Raw genomic sequence first — 17,633 nt, 5'->3', positions numbered from 1 at the left:
TTTCCCGAATGGCGGTTGGCCGCGCCCCGGTCCGGATCAGCTAAAGCTGGCGCAGTTGTTCACGCACCACGACTTCGCGTTCCGAGGCATTGAAAAACAGCTGGCGCGCCATGTTCAGGCTGATCTCGCTGCGCCAGATCCGGAACACCTCCAGGGCCCGCCCGGGTTGGCCCTGGCGGATCCGTTCAAAGCGCTCCTGCTCGGCCCGGGCCTGGGCCTTGACCCCGAGAAAACGCTCGTCCCAGCGCTTCAGATGAGCGCCATGGGCTTGTGGCTTGCCGTCCTTGCCCAAGGAGCCGCGCATCACGAACAACTCCTCCGGGGTGGTTTTTTCGGGATAGTGGAAATGCGCCACCCAGATATTCTTGCCGGCCGCCTTGTCGCGCACCACATACTCCTGGAGAAAGTCATCTTTCCCGAGTCTTGTGCGCGGCCCGTTGCGAAAGATCTCGACCTCGTTGTGTTCCTTGAGAAACAGCAGCCGCTCGGTGTCCGGCGCACTCGACTTGGTCACTGCGATTCGCGCCAGCAATCCCTCATGCCTGAGCGTCCCGGCCTGGAGACGCAGTTCCGAGGCCTGAACCTTGGCGGCGGAGATTTCGCTTTGGCTCACCGAACCGTTCGACTCGGCCAGCGCCCGGTCGATTTGCCCGGCCAGCGCCTCCAGCGCCCGCGCTTGCACTTCGAGCACATCCTGCAGATAGACCGGGTCCTTGGCGACCGGGATCTGCCGCTTGGCCATCTCGACCTCCCGACCGGCCTGGCGGATCTGGCTCTCGGCCATCTGCACCAGGCGCTTGAGGCCCGGCTGCGGCAGGGGCCTGGGCAAGGGGGCCGCCGCCGGCTTGGGCAACGGCTGCCAGTAGCCGTCCTCTTCTTCAACAAAGGAATCGATCGGTTGACCGGTCTGGGGATCCATCAACTCGACGACCTCATGGCCATCCTGGCGCGTGTCCCGAACATAACCGAGGTAGTTTTTCTTGCGGCGGGTACGGATGACTTTCCGGGTCTTGCCGGGTTGCCGCGACGGTACCTCAGGTTCGTCTTGCTCCGGAGCCTGCGCCTCGATGCGCTCGACCAGGCTGCGCTCGGCCTCCTGCTGCAACTCGACCAGGCGCCGGACAAACAGATCGCCCCAGACCAGACGACTACCTTGCGGCAAGAAGCCGGTCTTGTACTCGACCATGGCCAGCACTTCGTTATATTGACTCACGCAGGTGTTGAGCACCGCCATGTCCGCCTCGGCGGACAGCGGCGAAGCGGCTCGCTCATCGAGAATGGACTGGGAGGCCAAGGCACTGCGCAGATCCTCGAACTTCATCCAGATATCGCTATCAAGCTGCTGCGGATCCAGCTCCCGGAAGCAATACAGCCCGAGCCGACAGGTTCTGATGGCTTTCAATCCAGCCACATCACTCCCTTGCCCCCTGACCTCGCGGATGCCCTGGTATTCCGTCAAATCCCGGTTGCGATGACGGCCCAGTTCGGAAAACGCCTGTTTCTCCCGCTCCGCCCAGTCGATATACAGGTCTGCGGCACGGTTTTCTCGTTGCTCTATCTGCTGCCTTTCCAGCGATACCCGGCCCGCGGCGTCCTGATAGGGCAAGCGCTCAATGATCAGCAGGCAACGACGTTCGACGATCCTTATCGAGTCCAGGGCAAACTGCATCCCCACGACGAACCGATGCAAGCAGGCAAAGAGTGTCCCCTTGTAGCCCCGCAGGAATACCGTCTCGTTCATCCGCAGCTTGTTGATCTGTTGCTCGTAACCGTCGAGAAAAGCTTTTACCCGGTCGCCGAGGCGGTCCATTCGAGCGAACCACTGCTGGTTGGTATAACGCTCGGGATTGCCTTCCATCGTCCTCAAGGCTTGCGCCTCGGGTAGTAGCGCTTCTGCCCGCGTCCCCTGCGCCTGAACCCCCTCATTCCACTCGTCCATAAAGCGCGAACTGACCTGGTCCCTCTGTTCCTGCTCCCGACGTTTTTCCTCCAGCAGGGCGGCTCTTCTTTTCCCGACATTTCCCGAACGCCCCGATCCGCCGCGCAGGCGTAGCTTCAAGTCCGGCGTCCAGCTTCCCGCGCCATCGTTTTTCAGATAGAACCCTTCACTACGAGCGTCCGGCGCGACCACCCGGACATTGCCCTCGGCATCCACCTTTACCGCAAACAGCCAGCCACCGAAGTAGGCTGCCAGCCGGCTCGACTCTTTCAATCGGATCAGTCCCTGCAAATCGCCGGAGGCGATGACTTCCCCCAGGGTCTCAGGCTCGGGCCAGGGATACGGGTAAATCTTCAAGGTGAACGAACTGACCGTCGGGCGCGAGGAGAGCGTGCCGGGCGCCACCGGGTTGTCCAGTTTCATCGGCAGTGGCCGGTCCGGCCCTTCGCTGATCGTTGCCCGGATCGGCGAGCGCTGGCCCTCCTCCATCGGGATCTGCTGCGGTGTCTCGGCGTGCGCCTGCTGGCGGGTCAAGCGATGTCCGAGAATAAAGGCGATATTCACCAATACATCGGCCCAGGCACTGGCCTTGGCCCCGGGGTCCTTTTCCTGCAGGCGTCGAAAGTCGGAATCGACACTGGCGACCACGGCGAAAATCCAGCTGGCCACCGCCGCCGGGCCGCGGATAAACATCAGCGCCACGTTGAACAGTTGCCAGCCGCCCTCCTTCAAGGTGTTCCAGCGCAACTCGGCATTGGACACCGATTGCCGGTCCGCCAGGGCGATCAGGGTCCTGGCCATCGAACCGAACAGGTGATGCAAGTAGTCGCCCTGGACCACCGCGTCATCGAGGGTAGCCGGGGCCACCGGCAACAGCGCGGCAAAGTCGTCCTCGAACGAGCGCCGCAGATGGGGCTCGACAAAGCCGCCATTGGCATAGGTGCGTCGGGCCTCATCGCTCAACCAGGCCAGGATGCTGTCCTGCACGGCACCGGGTTGCTTGAGCGCCGCGAACAGGGCCGCCAACGTCGGGTATTGCAGGAGCGGCTCGACGGGAGGCGTGGGGCGGGCGTCATTGTCGTGGGGACAAAAGGCCTTGCCCGGCGCCGACTGGAACTGCTGGAAGACCGACGCCTGTGGGTCGGCCTTGGCGAGCAGGGGCCGATAGAGAATGAACGGGCCATGGCGAGTGTCCCTCGGGCCGATAATGAACATGGACGCCACCACATCCGCGGCCGCATCGGCTTCGGCCTTGAAGGCCAGGGGACGCAGGACAATCTCCTGGCCGTTCACCTGGCGCTTTGCTGCGTCGGGCTGCACTAGCGCTTCGACATAGCGGTATCCCGATTCGTCGAAGTTCGCTTCGCCGCGAATCTTCAGCTCCAGTGCCGCCATGGGCAATTGCACCCGCAGTTGCTCGCTGAACAGTTGTTCCCGGCGCCGGGCCTCGTCGACGTCGTCGATAAGCTTGGCCCGCAGTGCATCCAGGTAGGTCTTGCCGATGTCCACGGCAGTGACCAGCCCCTTGACGTAGTCCGGGGTCAGCCATTCGGGCACCGGCATTTCCACGCCACAGTGGCGGATGCCGATCTTCATCTTCGCATGCCGAAAACCGCCGAGATTCTCCAGGGCAAACTCCGTCAGGCTCATCCGCACCTTGACCACCGTCCCCAGCGCCCCACCCGCGCCCCCGGCAACGGCCACCGCGATGACCTTGTCGAGTTCCAGGCGAATATCGTCGGGGTTGGCGATATCGGCGGTTTGCGGATGATCCTCGCCCATCTGCTTGAGCAGCGCCTTGGCGGCGAAGCCCGGCAGATCACCCACGTCATCAAGATAGGCCTTGCCGCCCGACGCGCGCTGCACATCGGCGAGTTTTTCCAACAGGGCGCGGTAGGCCCCGAGGTCTTCGCTCGGCGCCCCCAGCAACCAATGTGGCAAGCCGTCACTGAGCGCCGCCAGCGCTTCGGGCAACTCGACCACCGTATGGGGCTCTGCCCGCACCGGCGTGAAAAACCAGTTATCGGGACGGGTGATCGCGTCGAGCCGGCGCTGGTAGTCCTCGAGCGTCCACTCGCTATCGGGCCCGATCAGCGAAATCGCCTGGAGCTGGTTTTCCAGCAGGCTTTCGGCAAGGCTGGCGAGCGCTTGCTCCAGCTGCATATCCGGGTCGCCCTTCTGCCAGAGCAGATGTTCGCGATACTCGATATTGCGACCATTGGCCCGGGCACTCATGAACAAGGGCACCAGTTCTCCGAGATCCGTGGTGCTGGCCCTGAAAAGGCCTTTGGCCAGACTGAGCACCAGCGGGTTCTGCTCGATCCCCCGTTCCTTGCGGCGGGCCACCAGCACGGGCAAGGCTTCCGGATAAGCGCCGCCCCAGGTGTCCTTGCTCACCGCCTGTACGCCATAGAGAGAAAATTGCTCCTCGGGCCGTTCCAGATTGATCGACATAAAGGCACGATGCTGTTCACGATCGGCGGACAGGATCCGCCCCAGTATCCTGCCAAGCCGATAAAAGCGGCTGTAGCCGTCCTCATCCTCGGCGTTCCAATAGTCGACCAAGGCCTGCTGATAGAGTTTCAGCAGGATATCGCCCCAGGACCCGAGCACAGCCTGGATGGCCGGCGCATCCACCACAAGCCGGTCACCGGGCAAACTGTCGAGCTTGATCTCCAGCACATGCTCGGCGGTAAAGACCGGCGCCACGCCGGTCATGAAATGCTCGAGCACCAGGTCGATCACGGCGCGATATTGATAGCCGCCCGAGAACCTTTTTCCGTCGCGCTCAAGCCATTGGAGTTTGCCGACATACAGATGCGAGGCATTGCGCTGCGGATTCCAGCGGCTGAAAAAATACCCCTGGATGGCCGACAAGGCCACTTCCCGCAAAGTCGGCGGCTGGGCAAAAAGCGCCTTGGCCGCCTCGATCTCGTGCTCAAGCGACAGGCCTGGCAGTGTGACTGTGTCATTCATACAGACTATTCCCTTCAAGCAGATCCGACAGGTCTGGGTTCAAGCGCCATGCCCGGCACCGAACACCGGTACAGGGCCAGTAGACGCCTGACACACCAGGCCCATGCGGTATCCGCTTATCGTGGAAATATTCCATACCGCTATCCGCCAGCCAAACCAGCGGCGCCACTTGCTCGGAGGGTTCAATGGGTGAAACTAGTCCACCTCGGGTACCCAGGAAGCTATCTTCAGTCGCATGGAAAAATGCCTGAGATCGCGTAGCGCGTCGGCGGTTGAAGTGCCCAGGGCCAGACGCATAGTCTCGTCGCTGTATTCAGGGGAGATCAGCAGGCCCCACAGTGGCTGCGCCACCGTTCGAGGATGCCGGGACAAGGTCGTGAACAGATCGGGGGTGTCCAGCAACAAGGCCACCCGACTGTTGGACAACCTGCCTGAGGCGGGTGTGAACGCGGCCGTGACATAAGACATGGCGAACGAGTCGTTGAGTGTCTGTTCACTCACATACGCGACAAACTCAAGCAGTGTGTCGGCAAAGGCCCGGTCGCCAGGATGCCGACGCCGATTGAGGGCGCGCTCGACGATATTGCGCAGATTGTGATCGTCGAACGGGCGCATCCACTCCGTATCGACGATCTCGTGTTCCTGCATCTCGCCCGCACGGGTTTCCAGGTAATCGGAGATAATCCTCAAGCGGGCATTTGACAGGCGCGGGTCCCGTATCAAGTACGCCAACTCTTCCAGCCCGACACTCCAGCCCAGATGAAAGCTGAAGACGTCCGAGCGCAGGACAATATCCGCCCTCGCCGATAAATCGGCAAAGCGCCCCAGCGCCACTCTCAGCGAGGCAACGCTCCTTTGCCCTTCATCGTAGGCCCTCCAGTTGCTCAGCAGCGCCTCCCGGTCAACGAACAGATCGTCCCTGTTGTTACGCTCGGGGTTCCTCTCGAAAAAAGCCAGGTAGTCATCCAGAAACCTGTCGATTTCGGCCGGATCCGGTTCAAGGCGATTGCCGGCATCATCGAAGCCGATTGCCCGATAATGATCAGTCAGTTCCTGAACCGTCAGGCCGTACTCCAGCAGGATGTACATGACCTCATTGCTCGGCCAGATATAACGACGGGCGAACCGTTGCAGCAGCCTGTCCAGCTCTTGGCTCAGTTGCGGCCCGGGAAGCAGGGTATGGCTCAGAAACGCCCGGATATCACGATCACGCTGGAACAACCCCTGCATGGGATTTCTGAACGGCAGATAAGCCGCGATGATCTGCAGTAATTCAGCAGGCAGGTGCGCCTCTCCCGTGCGGGTCGTCCATAGCAGTTGCCGGTTCTGCCGGTCGTTTGGCCAATTCGCAATGTTGTTCAGATAACGGATAGCCGGCCTGAAAAGACCGAGCACCGCCAGGTGCTCCTCGATCCTCGACAGGAGATCGACCGGCAAGACACCGTTGTTTTCGGCGCGCAGCGTTATCAGTTGGCGTGCGCTGTCTGGCCAGTCGTCGATAAGCTCCGGGTTATTCGCCATGGCCGATGCCAGCTGTGACTCGTAGGATTGTCCATTGACGATCCGGGTCAGCACCGCGAACGCATGGTTGCCCAGAATGCCCTCCAGCGGGTAGGCCACGTCAAACAATGCCTGCTGCACGGGAGTGCGTCGCGAGACCACATAGTCAGCCACTTGCGGGTGTTGATCGATATGATCCGCGACCCTGGCCCGCAGGTTCTGCCCTGAGTGCCCTGAGTGCCCCCTGCCCGCCAGGGCACCGGCCAGCGCATTGAAGAAACAATCGCCATCGGCGGGAACGTCCTCCCAGCGCCGGTTTCTCCACATCTGGTAGTGATTGCTTTCGATCCTGCGCAATACGACATCACTCACGGTTCGCTCGGGGTGGCGAACCGTGGGGTGCGTCACCTGGTGACGTCCCGGGCTATAGCGCACCGACCAACCCTGTCCCGCACTGATCTCGTCGAGAATCAGCAAAGCCCTGTGCCGTGGCCAGTCCGCAAGCTCGGTCATCAGCGAGGGGACCAGATCCATGATAGGGGTGTTCCAGTTTCCGGGCCTGCGTATGGCGTCGGAAATGCGCCCGGCAGTGGTTTGCACGACAGGCACGTTCGGAGTCGGCGTTTCCAGCCTTGGTCGTGACGGGCCGGGTTGGGGGGTCAGGGGAGAAGCGGCGGGCCGTTTACCGCCCAACTCATAGCCCAAGCGCCCCTCGGGCTGACGCCGGGGCGCATTGAAGAACGGCCTCTTCGGTACCCGCGCCGTTGCCACGGCCCTGGGCGCGGGGGCCAGCACCTTTCGGCCACCCTCGGTGGCGCGGTACACCAGGGCGAAGACGCCCTTGTCTTGCGGTAAAAGCCCCGTGGCCCTTAGCGTATTGAAGGTGATCAAGGTTCCCCTGGCCGCCCGCAAGCCCACCGCCCCGAGCGTGCTCACGGTGGGAAGCACTTCAGCCGCGGTCAGCACCAGGTTGAGACGGGTCCGGAGCTCGACCTCCGCGTTGCTCCTGGCGCGATGATCCGCATGCCGGATCTGAAAGCGCACGCTCGCCTGCGCCAGTTCCCTGATGAAATGCCCGCGCAATGGCAGGCAGCTCACCAACGCTCCCGAGCCCGTCAGTCCCAGCAAATGCTTGATCTCGCTTTTGTTCGCGGTGGCGATGCGCTGGGTGAAGTAGCCTTGCCACTCTTCGCTGTTCAGCAGTTCCCGGACACCCGTCTTCAAATCGGCAAACTCGCAAATATCGTTGCCATCCGGGCTGTCCGGAAAATAAACCCCCACCGTTCCCACGGTTTGTCCCCCTTGGAGGTGATCGGAAAACACCAGCACGCCATCGATACTGGCGGGGTCAGGTACCCAGTAGCCGGCAGGTGGACGCGCCATGAAACTGTTACCCAGGAACAGACGACACACCTGCACATCCCGGCCATTGACCTGCAGGCGCGAGGCCGGCTCGGGTGACAACAGGACTGTCTCCAGCCAGCGTGGAACCTGTTTCTCCGTGAGCGTGATGCCATTGACCTCGGTACACACCTGCGCCCTGAACACCTCGCCATTGTCCTTCAGGGCCGCCTCCAGGCTTTTCAATTTCAGCGTGAGGAGGGTCAGCGCTTGCGTGGCGCTGGCAATGGCGCGACTGGTTGGCGTGTCGTCCTGCAAGGTCTTGTGGAGCAGCGCCCGATAGTTTTTATCGACATCGCAGGTTTTCACCAAGGTCTCGATGTAATCGGGGCCCAGGACGATGTGATAACCATTGGCCGGATTGACCAGTTCATCGCCCTTGCTGTCGCGCAGCTTCGTCGGCATCAGCACCACGATGTCCTTGCTGGCCTCAGCCTTCCAGGCCGGCAAGTTATTGATCACCAGTTCAGTCAACGACATGGCGTGGGACTGATCACCGAATATCGCGCGGTCGATCACGGTCATCCAATGGTGCCACTTGACTTCGGGCACATCGAAACGAATCACCATCTGGTCCGGGTCGGGATCCAGTCCCGGGTAGCTTTTGTGCAGGTACTCCCTGGCCTGCTGTCGGGCAAACTGATTCAGCGTCGGGATATCCCGGGTCAACTCGCTCAATACCCGTTGCGCGGCAACGATCTTTTTCTCCAGCGCCCGATACTGCTTCTGCCGTGCTCGCGTGGCGGTTTTATAAAAAGCCGGACGCATGGATTCGAGCACATCCCGGTTATGCGCGGCCACCAGGCCTTCGACGCCCGCCATGGGCATCGACGAAGCGTCTTCGAGTTTTTTGGCGAGCGACTCTATCGTCAAGGTTGCGCGACTGGCCTCATGCAGCACATTGACCAGCGTGGCGTACTGCTGATCGAACAGGTCGCGGGCGGCCTGTTCAAAAACCTGCTCGAGGGGTTCATCGTCGATCCCCTGGATCGTCCAGGCGGTCCCGGCATGGTGGAGTTGAACCTCTTCTTTCAATACCTCCGGCGAAGAGAATCTCTGGAAGCCGCCCTCCCGGGAGTAAAGAAAAAGACGCGTCTGCCCCGGCAGCTTCAAGACCATGGCAGCGGGCCATTTGCGTACCTTTCCGTCACCCGCCATCAACCTGACAGCATGGGCCTGGGCAACGGGGCTTGTGCCCAGGCGATTGCGCGCTTCTCGGGAAGGGTGGGCCGCCAGGTCATCCAGGAGGTTATCGTCCCGCTGTTGCTGAGTGCGTTCCGTGGAGGTGAGCTGGCTCTGCGGGGGGCGATCGGTTTTATAGAGTTGCAGCGCGTATTGGTATTGCCATTGAAACTCATGGGCGAGGAAGGCTTCTGCCGTAAGCCCTTGCGGATTATCAAGCGCCTCGCCCCAACGGCAAGTCCTCCATTGCCGGTAATCCCCGGTCAATTGCTCGTGTAATGCTCGGTTGCTGCCGGGTTCGGCAATATAGAGCGCGGTCGCCAGCGTACGCAGTATTTCCGCACTCGCCGGACAACCCAAAAGGCTGTCCGCCTCCTCGATCGCCTCCGGGTGATCGGACAACACCACGGCACCGGAAGAATAGGTCGCCGCCGTATCGGTGATCAGCCCCTGCTTCATCGCCGCCATGAATGTTTGGGAGGCCATCTGTTTTCGCGTGCCGTCCGCGCCCACGGAAAATGTGTTGATGTACAAGGCATCCGGATCAAGCACCCGTTGGTGGAGGCCGGGAAAGTCTTCTTCGGTAAATCTCAAGCGGATCTGCGCAATCAAATAATGGCCGAGCACAGTGTCGAAAGTCGGCTGGCTGGCCAGCAGCGCAGCCACTCTCTGGTCCGACTGATCCAGAAGGTCCAGTTGCGTTATCTGTTGTTCTTCTTGTGAGCCGACCAAAGGTGATGTCGCATTTGCAGCAGGCGTGGCTTCAGTGTTCATGATGGATTCCCTTCGGGAGCAGAAAAGTGCCGGTACAAACGCAAACCGGCACGGCTTTGCAGCCAGTACACAGGGGAAACTCGTCTGAAGGCGGTAGCCCGATAGGACCGCGCCTGGCCTGGCGCCTTGCATGCCCGGCTATCGCGAGACCCGCTCCCCGGGCATACAGCACCGTGGCACTGGCATACACTGGCGCCCATGACCACTATCCCCCTGACCGACCTCACCACACCGGCAATCAGTTGCTCTTCCTGCGCGGCCTGCTGCTGCCGGCTGGAGGTGCTGCTGATCACCGATACCGGTGTGCCCGAGCGCTATATCGATATCGACGATTGGGGCGGCGAAGTGATGTTGCGCCTGGACGACGGCTGGTGCGCGGCGCTGGATCGCGACACCATGCGCTGCACCATCTACGCGAAACGCCCGTTGATCTGCCGGGAGTTCGAAACCGGCTCGGAGGAGTGCATGGAGGAACGCCAAGGAATCACCACGGCCTATCGCTGAATCGAAGGACCGAATCAGGGCGATTTCATCCCTGAGTCAAAGACACGTCTCATATATCCAGTGAACCCGCTCAATCCACACTTGGGACCACACGTCACAAGCAGCGGGCAACTCAATGTTGCCCCCGGACCCTGAGATCACTGGCTCATGAAAACCCTCGACCCTCCCCGTATTTCGCCCCCCGGCGCCGCCGATAGCCCTCCGGCGCCGATCGACACCGCGCAGCTCCAGTCGCAGTTGCTGCTGTCGCTCAATAGCGCCAATGCGCAAGTGGCCGCCCTGCTCGATGAGCTGCCGCGCCCGGCCATGCCCGAAGTGAATCCGACGACTGACAAGACCGAGCAGATACGCCAACTCCAGCAGGCTTATCTGGCGCAGTTGCAACGGTTCTGGACACAACCCAATAGCGCCACCGACGGTTTGCCCGCCGATCAATGGCTCGCACTGACCCTGGAGACGCAACTGCGGACCGAGGCGCAACTGCGCGGCGTCGATGGGACGCTGGACGCCGATGACCGGCAACTGATCGACCAGGTACTGGACCTGCCCACACGGGAACAACGGGAAAGTGCACTGCCTGTCCTGCCCGTCGTCTATCGACCCGGGGTCTACTGCATCGCCTTCCTGGAAGAAAATACCTCGGCCCCGACCCCATGGCCTGGCGCATTCGTAATCACCAGCCGAGACGGTGCGGTGCTGCAGGGCAGCGATCCCGACCCGAAGCAGTTCAAGGGCAAGAAAGCGGTCGAGATCCACAGTGATCTCGGGCCGGTCGTGCTCTACACCCTGGAATATGGCCTCGAAACCTTTGCCTCCCTCAGGATCCTGCACACGACACTGCTGGTGCGAACCGGGCAAAAAATCGCTGACCGTTTCAGCGCCAGCGATGACAAGCACGAAAACCTGTTCGCCTGGCAGGTCCGGTCACTGCGCAATGCCCAGCAACGGCAGGTGAACGATGTGTTTGCCGCCTCCCCGGCGGACGCGTCGCAGGCCATGCTGGAACGCCTCGAAGCCGCCGCGGACCTACGTGACGTCCTGGATATCGGCACGCGAGTGAATCGACGTGCGCAAGCCTTGCAATACAGCATCTGGCGGCAAGTCTTCAAGGCGGCCGACAGGCAAGACTGGCAACGCTACAGCACCGCCGCCGGCCGAGTGCAGGCCGGCCGCCTGGCGCTGGCCCTGGCCTTGATCAATGTACTGCCGCCAACCTCGCCCAACGACAGCTACGACGGGCCGATCATCCCGGATCAAGCGGCACTGGAGGCCATCGTCCAGGCCCTGAGCGAGCAGCCGTCGGCCTCGGCCTCGGCCACCGCGCAGCGGGCGCAGGCGATACGCGATACCTGGCAATACGCCAATGCCGCGTGCCTGCAACTGGCGCTCCTGGACGCCACGCTCCGCGGCCGAATCGCTAGGCGCCAGCGACAGTGGGTCCAGGTGGTGCTCGACTATCCGACCCCGGCCACTCGCCCCACGATCGGTACACACGTCATCAGCGCCAATGCGCTGGGTTTGTGGGTACATCACAAGAATGCCCAGAGCACGCTCCATATCATTGGCGGCGGCGTACTCGCGATCACCAGCGCGGACCCGGACGACCCGAGTGTGGTGCTGCATACCCCGGATTCAGCCGATGACAACGACCTCAAGGTACTGAGCCAACGCGGTGACCTGGACCGGTATTTCCAGGAACCGCCATGGCGGGACTACGTTGCCGCGCGACTGAGAAAATCCAGTACGCCAACCCTGCAGTCGCCGCCCCCGGCAAACGCCGCTCACGTCCAACTGATCCCGATGCCGGGCAACGTGCATCAGTGCCTCTACGAAATACAGCGTGACGCGCTGATCGAGCAGGCCCGCCACCGTCTCCCCGACGGGACCGCGAGTAACCGGCAAGCACTCATCGATCAGTGGGCGTTTGGCAATGTCGTCGCTCAGAAGAACGCCGGCTTGATCAGCACCTTCCTGCCCGCAAAGGCTTGGCTGCCACGAATAAGGGCGACCGGACAAACAGACATTGCAGTGCAGCCGGGCAGCCGGGCAACAGATCGCCTGGGCACAACCAGTACCGACACCCTGCCACCTGCGAGCACGGACATTGCGACCCCGGTCAGCCGGACGGGTGCCGACGGCAAGACCTTGCTGACTGCCGGCCCGGTCCTGCAAGCGATGCCCCAGCCACGCCAAACCCTCGGCACCGTGCGGCTGAGGTTGCGAGGCGGTGCGCCGACGGGGCCATCCCTCGGCGGGCGATTGCCTCCTGCCGTATCAGCGCGACTTTCAACCCTGGCCGGCCTGATTCGCCTGGGGTCCTGGAACTCACAGGTCATGGACATCATTGCGCCCCTCATGCCCAGCCTGGCGGAGTGGCCGCAAGACAGCAACCTGGTGATTATCGACGCCCGCGATCCGGGATTTGGCTGGTCAGTACGCTACCGGCAGGGACTGCGCGAAGACACCTATGGATACCGGGTGAACCCGGAGTTGTTCGGTGCCCTCCATGATGTGGTGCTGTACCGATACAGTCCGAATCATTATCGCGTCTGGCTCGACGGCAACCCGGTGGACGTCCCCGCCGGAGAGGACAGCTTCTTTCATGCCGTGGCCCTGTCACTGAACCAGGACCATGAGCCCGACACATTCACGGTCGAGAGACTGCGCAATGCCGCCGCCGATCATATCGAACACAATCCGGATATCGCGCCCTTCGTGACCGCCGAGCATTTGCCTCTCTATGCCCAGGCACTGGAGCATTGCCTGGAACTGAATATCTGGCTGGGCGATAGCAGCTATCGAGAGTTGACCGCCATCCTCAAGGGGGCCGCCAATCCATACGGTCTCTTTCAGCCGGCCATCCGCTACCTGGAGACGACTTTGCCGGCCCGCTCACAAAGGATCCGCGCCGCCGTCGATGATGCGTTCAACTCCGTTCGCGAGCGCCATGACCTGCGCCCGCTACCCGCCGAAATACGTCAGATCGTTGATCGCTACATTGACAGCGACCCTCGTCCGGAACTGTCCTTGTGGGTCGACGAGCCGAGGCGCAGGCGGTTGCTGGAAACACTGTTGAACGGCCCCTCACAAGCGGCAGACATCGACTTCCTGACTCACCACACCTTCATTTTCAATGACAGCGTCCGGCATATTCTGCTGGAGTATGGGGTGACGGCCACCCAGCTACGCCTGTATGCCGCCCAGCACGTGGGCAATCAGATCAGCGCACGACGTGACCTGATCAGGGCCGTGCTCGGTCGTGTCCCGGCGCTGCTTGAGCGGGTCGATATCATTTTCAGTTCAGCGAACCTGACCCCGCCCCTGGAAGAGGGGCTCAACACCAATCAAATCGCCCATTTGCTCCACGATCCGCAAATCTCAACGGACAGGCTACGATTGATCGCCCGCTGCGCGGATGCCGGCATCATCCGTATCAACCTGCTGGAGAACGCCGACGGGATAAAGTCGTTGACCGACGACGTGTTGAGCCGGCTCCTCGGACATCAGCAGGAACTGCTGGCGGTGGCCCGGCAAATGGGCTTCCAGGAAATCGCGCCGCTGCTTTTGCCCTTCAAGACCAATGCTACTGCATGGAGCCGACATTGCTTCCGATCGGCCTATCTCGCCAATGCCAGGCTCCAGCTTCTGCTCGATACACCCGAGTTGTTTACCTTGCTCAGGAAGAAGTCGGGCCGGGTCGTCGACAAGATGTGGACCCAACTGACCAGCAACACCCATGACAATGCCAGGATTCGATATGCACTGGCCAACCCGTTCCACACGCTCAGCAGCCTGGCCCAACTGAACAGAGTTCTGAACGCAGCTCTTCCGAACACAGGAGAAGCCGGACCTTCGACGCAGTCGCAGCCGGCCTGGCTGAGGGGATATGAGATGCGCAGCCGATCGGCGCTGGATCCGACCGGACCGGATGCGCGAGGCCTGTATCTCACGCCGGACGGCAGGACGTACATCCTCTACGAGGGCCTGCGCTACGAAGTCCGGGCCTTCCGCGACAGGTTCCGGATCATCCATGCCACCGAAGGTTTCAGGCGCTCGACCTATGAGGTGCAACGCCGTACCGACGGCTCGTGGCAGATCATGGACACTCCCGGTCTGGGCGGCGATGTACGCAGGCCCTATCCCGCCATAAGCGAGCAATCGCGGATGCAACGCAACGCGTTCGCCGAGCTGGGCCAGGCCGCACAACAGGAATGGCAAAGGCTCGGAGCCGACTCGGCAGTGTCCGGCCGGGTCCCCGACCTGAACGCCATCGAATCCAGAGCCGCTGGCGACACGCTGGAGCTGATCGGCCCGGCTGGTGCACCACGCCAGCACCTGGAACTGGAGAAAGACAGCGCACTGGCCAGGCTCTCGGCACGTATCCGCGACACCGTCGATACGCTCCACCACGACTTCGAGTTCCAGGACGGTCAGATGCTGCCGCGCCCTGGCGTCACCCATCACGAGGTGGTCCATGGCCTGGCGCAACTCGATGGCCTGAACAGCCTGAATACCGGCTTCGCCCTGTTGCTGCTCAATAGCGGCAGGCGCCATGTCTTGTCGACGGAACTGGCCAGCGCGGTCCAGGTGCAGTTCTACACGCAACTGGCCCAGGTGGTGGCCGGCGTAGCCTGCGATGGAAAAATACTCGCCCAGGCGATTTACCTCGGCCTGAAGGAGGCCGGGCACCTGGGTACAGAAAGCATCAGCCTGCTGGACAAGGCCGGCCGAGTTATCAGTCTGGGCGGCAAGACACTGACCCTGGGTGGACTGTTGGCCGCCGGCAATGCCTTGCTGCTCCTCGCGAGCCTGGGGGTGGACAGCTATCTGCTGGCCCATGCCGAGAGCGCCGAGGAAAAAGCCACCTACGGCACCAACGTCGGGCTCGACACCCTCGCGCTGGGCACGGTACTGGCCGGGTTTGCCGAGGGCGCCGAATTTCTCGGGCCACTGTCGATACCCTTGGCCGGCCTGGGCCTGGGCGCCAGCAGCCTGGTGTCGGTGTTCTTTGCCAAGGCCCATAAGGTCCTGGCCACGGGTGAGCAATTCACCCGGGAGATCCAGGCCTATCGCAGCGGTTATATCGAGGATCCTGAAAGCCATGCGCTGCGGATGGCCGGTCCCGTGGTGGTGACCCATCTGGATCAGCGCAACGGCCAGGTCTACCTGGGCAGCCCGAAGATCTACGCCGTCGACAATTCGCATTCGGGCGATCCACGAGTGATCCTGGACGAACAGCAGGCGATCGATGTCGGCCAGGTCTTGGAGCTTCCCGGGCAGAGGCCGTTACCCGTTTCGGAAAGCCTCCGTACCCTGCATCTGCCGGGTACGCCCGAGCACACCTATCTGCCGCAATACGGCTGGCTAGTGGGCGCCACCCAGCGCAATGACGCGGAACTGCAGCTGTTCAAGGCGCTCGAGCAAAAGACCCAAGGCAAATTCATCGAAACCGAATGGGTCGCGGCCTTCCAGAAGGTCGTGGAAAAGCTCGAGCCCCGCTACCACGCCACGCGTATCCGGGTCAGCCTGGGACAGGTCGCGCCGCCGTTGGTCATGGACGATCTGGCGGAAGGCGGTCGGTACCTGCGCTACGACATCGAAGGCCAGGGTAGCCAATATGACCTCTACCTGAGTGACGGCGCGACGATCAATCTGTCCAGCTGTGCCACGTCACCGCCCTCCACCTGGGTGCTGCACACCGATCACCTGAGCCGCCCTGACGACATCCGGCTCGAGCCCGGCCGGCTGACGGTGGGCGGTGTCGTGGTGCAGGTTCAGGACAAGGAGGTCCTGTATACGGTCAACAAGCTTGATGAGGCCTTCCGGCTGGATCTTGCCGGCGGACGCTGCACGCTGGCGACACTGAGTGCCCGGGACCACGAGAACATCGATACGCTGGTGCAACGCCTGCAAGCACTGCAAGGCCGGCAGCAATTGGGCGCGCCGGTGCCTATCGAAGACCTGTCGGTGCCCGAGTGTCCGGGTCGGGGGATTTATTATCGGCCCACCGATGGCGGCTTCGCAGCCATTCCCGTGGACGGGGAGGATCACGGCGACGAGCTGTACCAGATCCCGGTGTCGCCCGACATGCTGGTGATCGCCCCCAGCCCGCAGCGCGAGAAAGTCTTGGAGGCCGCCGCGACACTGGCCGAACTGACGACCTATCTGAACACCGAGTATCAGAGGTTCGGCGGGCGTTCGGCAGGATTCTGGAGTGCCCACCCCGCCGACGGCCTGTTCGGCAACGAACAGTGCTATGGCGATTATCTGCGGGCGCAATACCGGCTGGAGGTCCAGCGCGCGCGCCTGCAAGGCGGCTACTCGGACACCGCCTACCCAATGATGCTGCAACTGCTGCCCCGGCACGAACGCGAGCACCCGGCTCCGGGGCCGCGCCAAGTGCAGGTGCACCGCTTGAGCATCAACGGCTATCCCTCCGATGACATCCTGGTACTCGGCGATCCCCAGCAGGGCACGCTGCTGTTGTGGGTGCCGGCGTCAACCCCGGCATTGAGCGAGTTCAGTGGCGTCAGCGGGCTCAAGGCCTGTGTGCAAAGGTTGGCCGCCGCAGACGCGACGCGCCAGGAGCTACAGGAACACTTCCCGCGCAGCTCTCGCGCCAGTAATTACAGTGCCCTCTGGGGCTACACCGGAACGGACGAGGCGCTGGAAAAACTCGGGGACAACGGAGACTGGACGGTGATCCAGATCAACCGCTCCCCCATCGATGACGACGATGTGTTTGCCGCGCTGGCCCGCCTCAAACGCCAGAGCGACGGAGGCTGACGCTGAACGAACGGCCGTTACAAAGGCATCGTGTAGTGCAAGGCGTAGCTTTCGATGCCCTCGTTTGGCGTGCGGATGCCGGCATTGGAATAGTGGGTCGCGCGGATCCCCACTTCATGCCCGCCGGCGAAGCGCAGGCCGAAACCCAAGCGGTCCTCGAAGAGGAAGGCCGAGCCCAGCTTGTTGCCTTCCACTTCGGTGTGGGCAAACAGGGCGACACCTATCCCCGCCTCGATATAGGGTTTGATCGATGCCCCGGAAAATTCGTAGACGAATACGGGGGAGAACGACAGGCTGTGATTGCCGGGACTCTTGTCGCCTTCCCAGTAGGTGTAGGCTCCGCTCCAGTAGCCGGTCAGGCGGCCTGCATCGCTTTGCAGCCAGCTTTTGTCCCAGTCCGATTGCAGGCCCAGGCGATAGGCCCGGGTCGAATCGCTGGTCTGGCCAACGGAGAACTCGACACCGGCCGCCTGTGCCATGGCGCCATACCCCAGGGCGGCCGCAAGCGCAGCCAAGCAGAACAATTGCTTCATGAGAAATATCCTATTTCCAACGCATTTCAGGTGCGACC

The 17,633-nt window shown here is 62.2% G+C and carries 5 protein-coding genes; 2 read left to right on the top strand and 3 right to left on the bottom strand.

The window, feature by feature from the left end; all coding sequences use genetic code 11:
* Nucleotides 1-40: 40 nt before the first annotated feature.
* Nucleotides 41-4,915 carry a DUF6543 domain-containing protein gene (locus M5C01_RS18810; protein ID WP_152740075.1) on the bottom strand — a complete coding sequence of 1,625 codons (4,875 nt, stop codon included), beginning with the start codon at nucleotides 4,913-4,915 and terminating at the stop codon, nucleotides 41-43.
* Nucleotides 4,916-5,110: 195 nt separating this feature from the next.
* Nucleotides 5,111-9,772 (bottom strand): hypothetical protein, encoded by a 4,662-nt coding sequence (locus tag M5C01_RS18805; protein ID WP_248764374.1) that lies wholly within the window; start codon nucleotides 9,770-9,772, stop codon nucleotides 5,111-5,113.
* 198 nt (nucleotides 9,773-9,970) lie between these two features.
* Between M5C01_RS18805 and M5C01_RS18800 the strand changes: the two genes are divergently transcribed.
* Together M5C01_RS18800 and M5C01_RS18795 are read left to right on the top strand one after the other, a co-directional pair.
* Nucleotides 9,971-10,276, top strand: coding sequence for a YkgJ family cysteine cluster protein (locus tag M5C01_RS18800; protein ID WP_103497627.1), 306 nt, complete (start codon nucleotides 9,971-9,973; stop codon nucleotides 10,274-10,276).
* 147 nt (nucleotides 10,277-10,423) lie between these two features.
* Nucleotides 10,424-17,062, top strand: a complete 6,639-nt coding sequence (locus M5C01_RS18795; protein ID WP_152740077.1) for a TcdA/TcdB pore-forming domain-containing protein — start codon at nucleotides 10,424-10,426, stop codon at nucleotides 17,060-17,062.
* Nucleotides 17,063-17,079: 17 nt separating this feature from the next.
* Here the strand turns inward: M5C01_RS18795 and M5C01_RS18790 are convergent, their stop codons facing one another.
* Nucleotides 17,080-17,595 (bottom strand): acyloxyacyl hydrolase, encoded by a 516-nt coding sequence (locus tag M5C01_RS18790; RefSeq protein ID WP_152740078.1) that lies wholly within the window; start codon nucleotides 17,593-17,595, stop codon nucleotides 17,080-17,082.
* Nucleotides 17,596-17,633: the final 38 nt, after the last annotated feature.

The organism is Pseudomonas sp. MWU12-2319 (assembly GCF_023242525.1).
In the GTDB taxonomy this organism is placed as follows: Bacteria; Pseudomonadota; Gammaproteobacteria; order Pseudomonadales; family Pseudomonadaceae; genus Aquipseudomonas; species Aquipseudomonas gingeri_D.
This window is presented reverse-complemented; position numbering and strand designations above follow the sequence as displayed.

Coding starts and splice junctions, on each gene's coding strand:
- M5C01_RS18810 (WP_152740075.1), bottom strand. CDS start 4,915: ATGAATGACACAGTCACACTGCCAGGCCTGTCGCTTGAGCACGAGATC.
- M5C01_RS18805 (WP_248764374.1), bottom strand. CDS start 9,772: ATGAACACTGAAGCCACGCCTGCTGCAAATGCGACATCACCTTTGGTC.
- M5C01_RS18800 (WP_103497627.1), top strand. CDS start 9,971: ATGACCACTATCCCCCTGACCGACCTCACCACACCGGCAATCAGTTGC.
- M5C01_RS18795 (WP_152740077.1), top strand. CDS start 10,424: ATGAAAACCCTCGACCCTCCCCGTATTTCGCCCCCCGGCGCCGCCGAT.
- M5C01_RS18790 (WP_152740078.1), bottom strand. CDS start 17,595: ATGAAGCAATTGTTCTGCTTGGCTGCGCTTGCGGCCGCCCTGGGGTAT.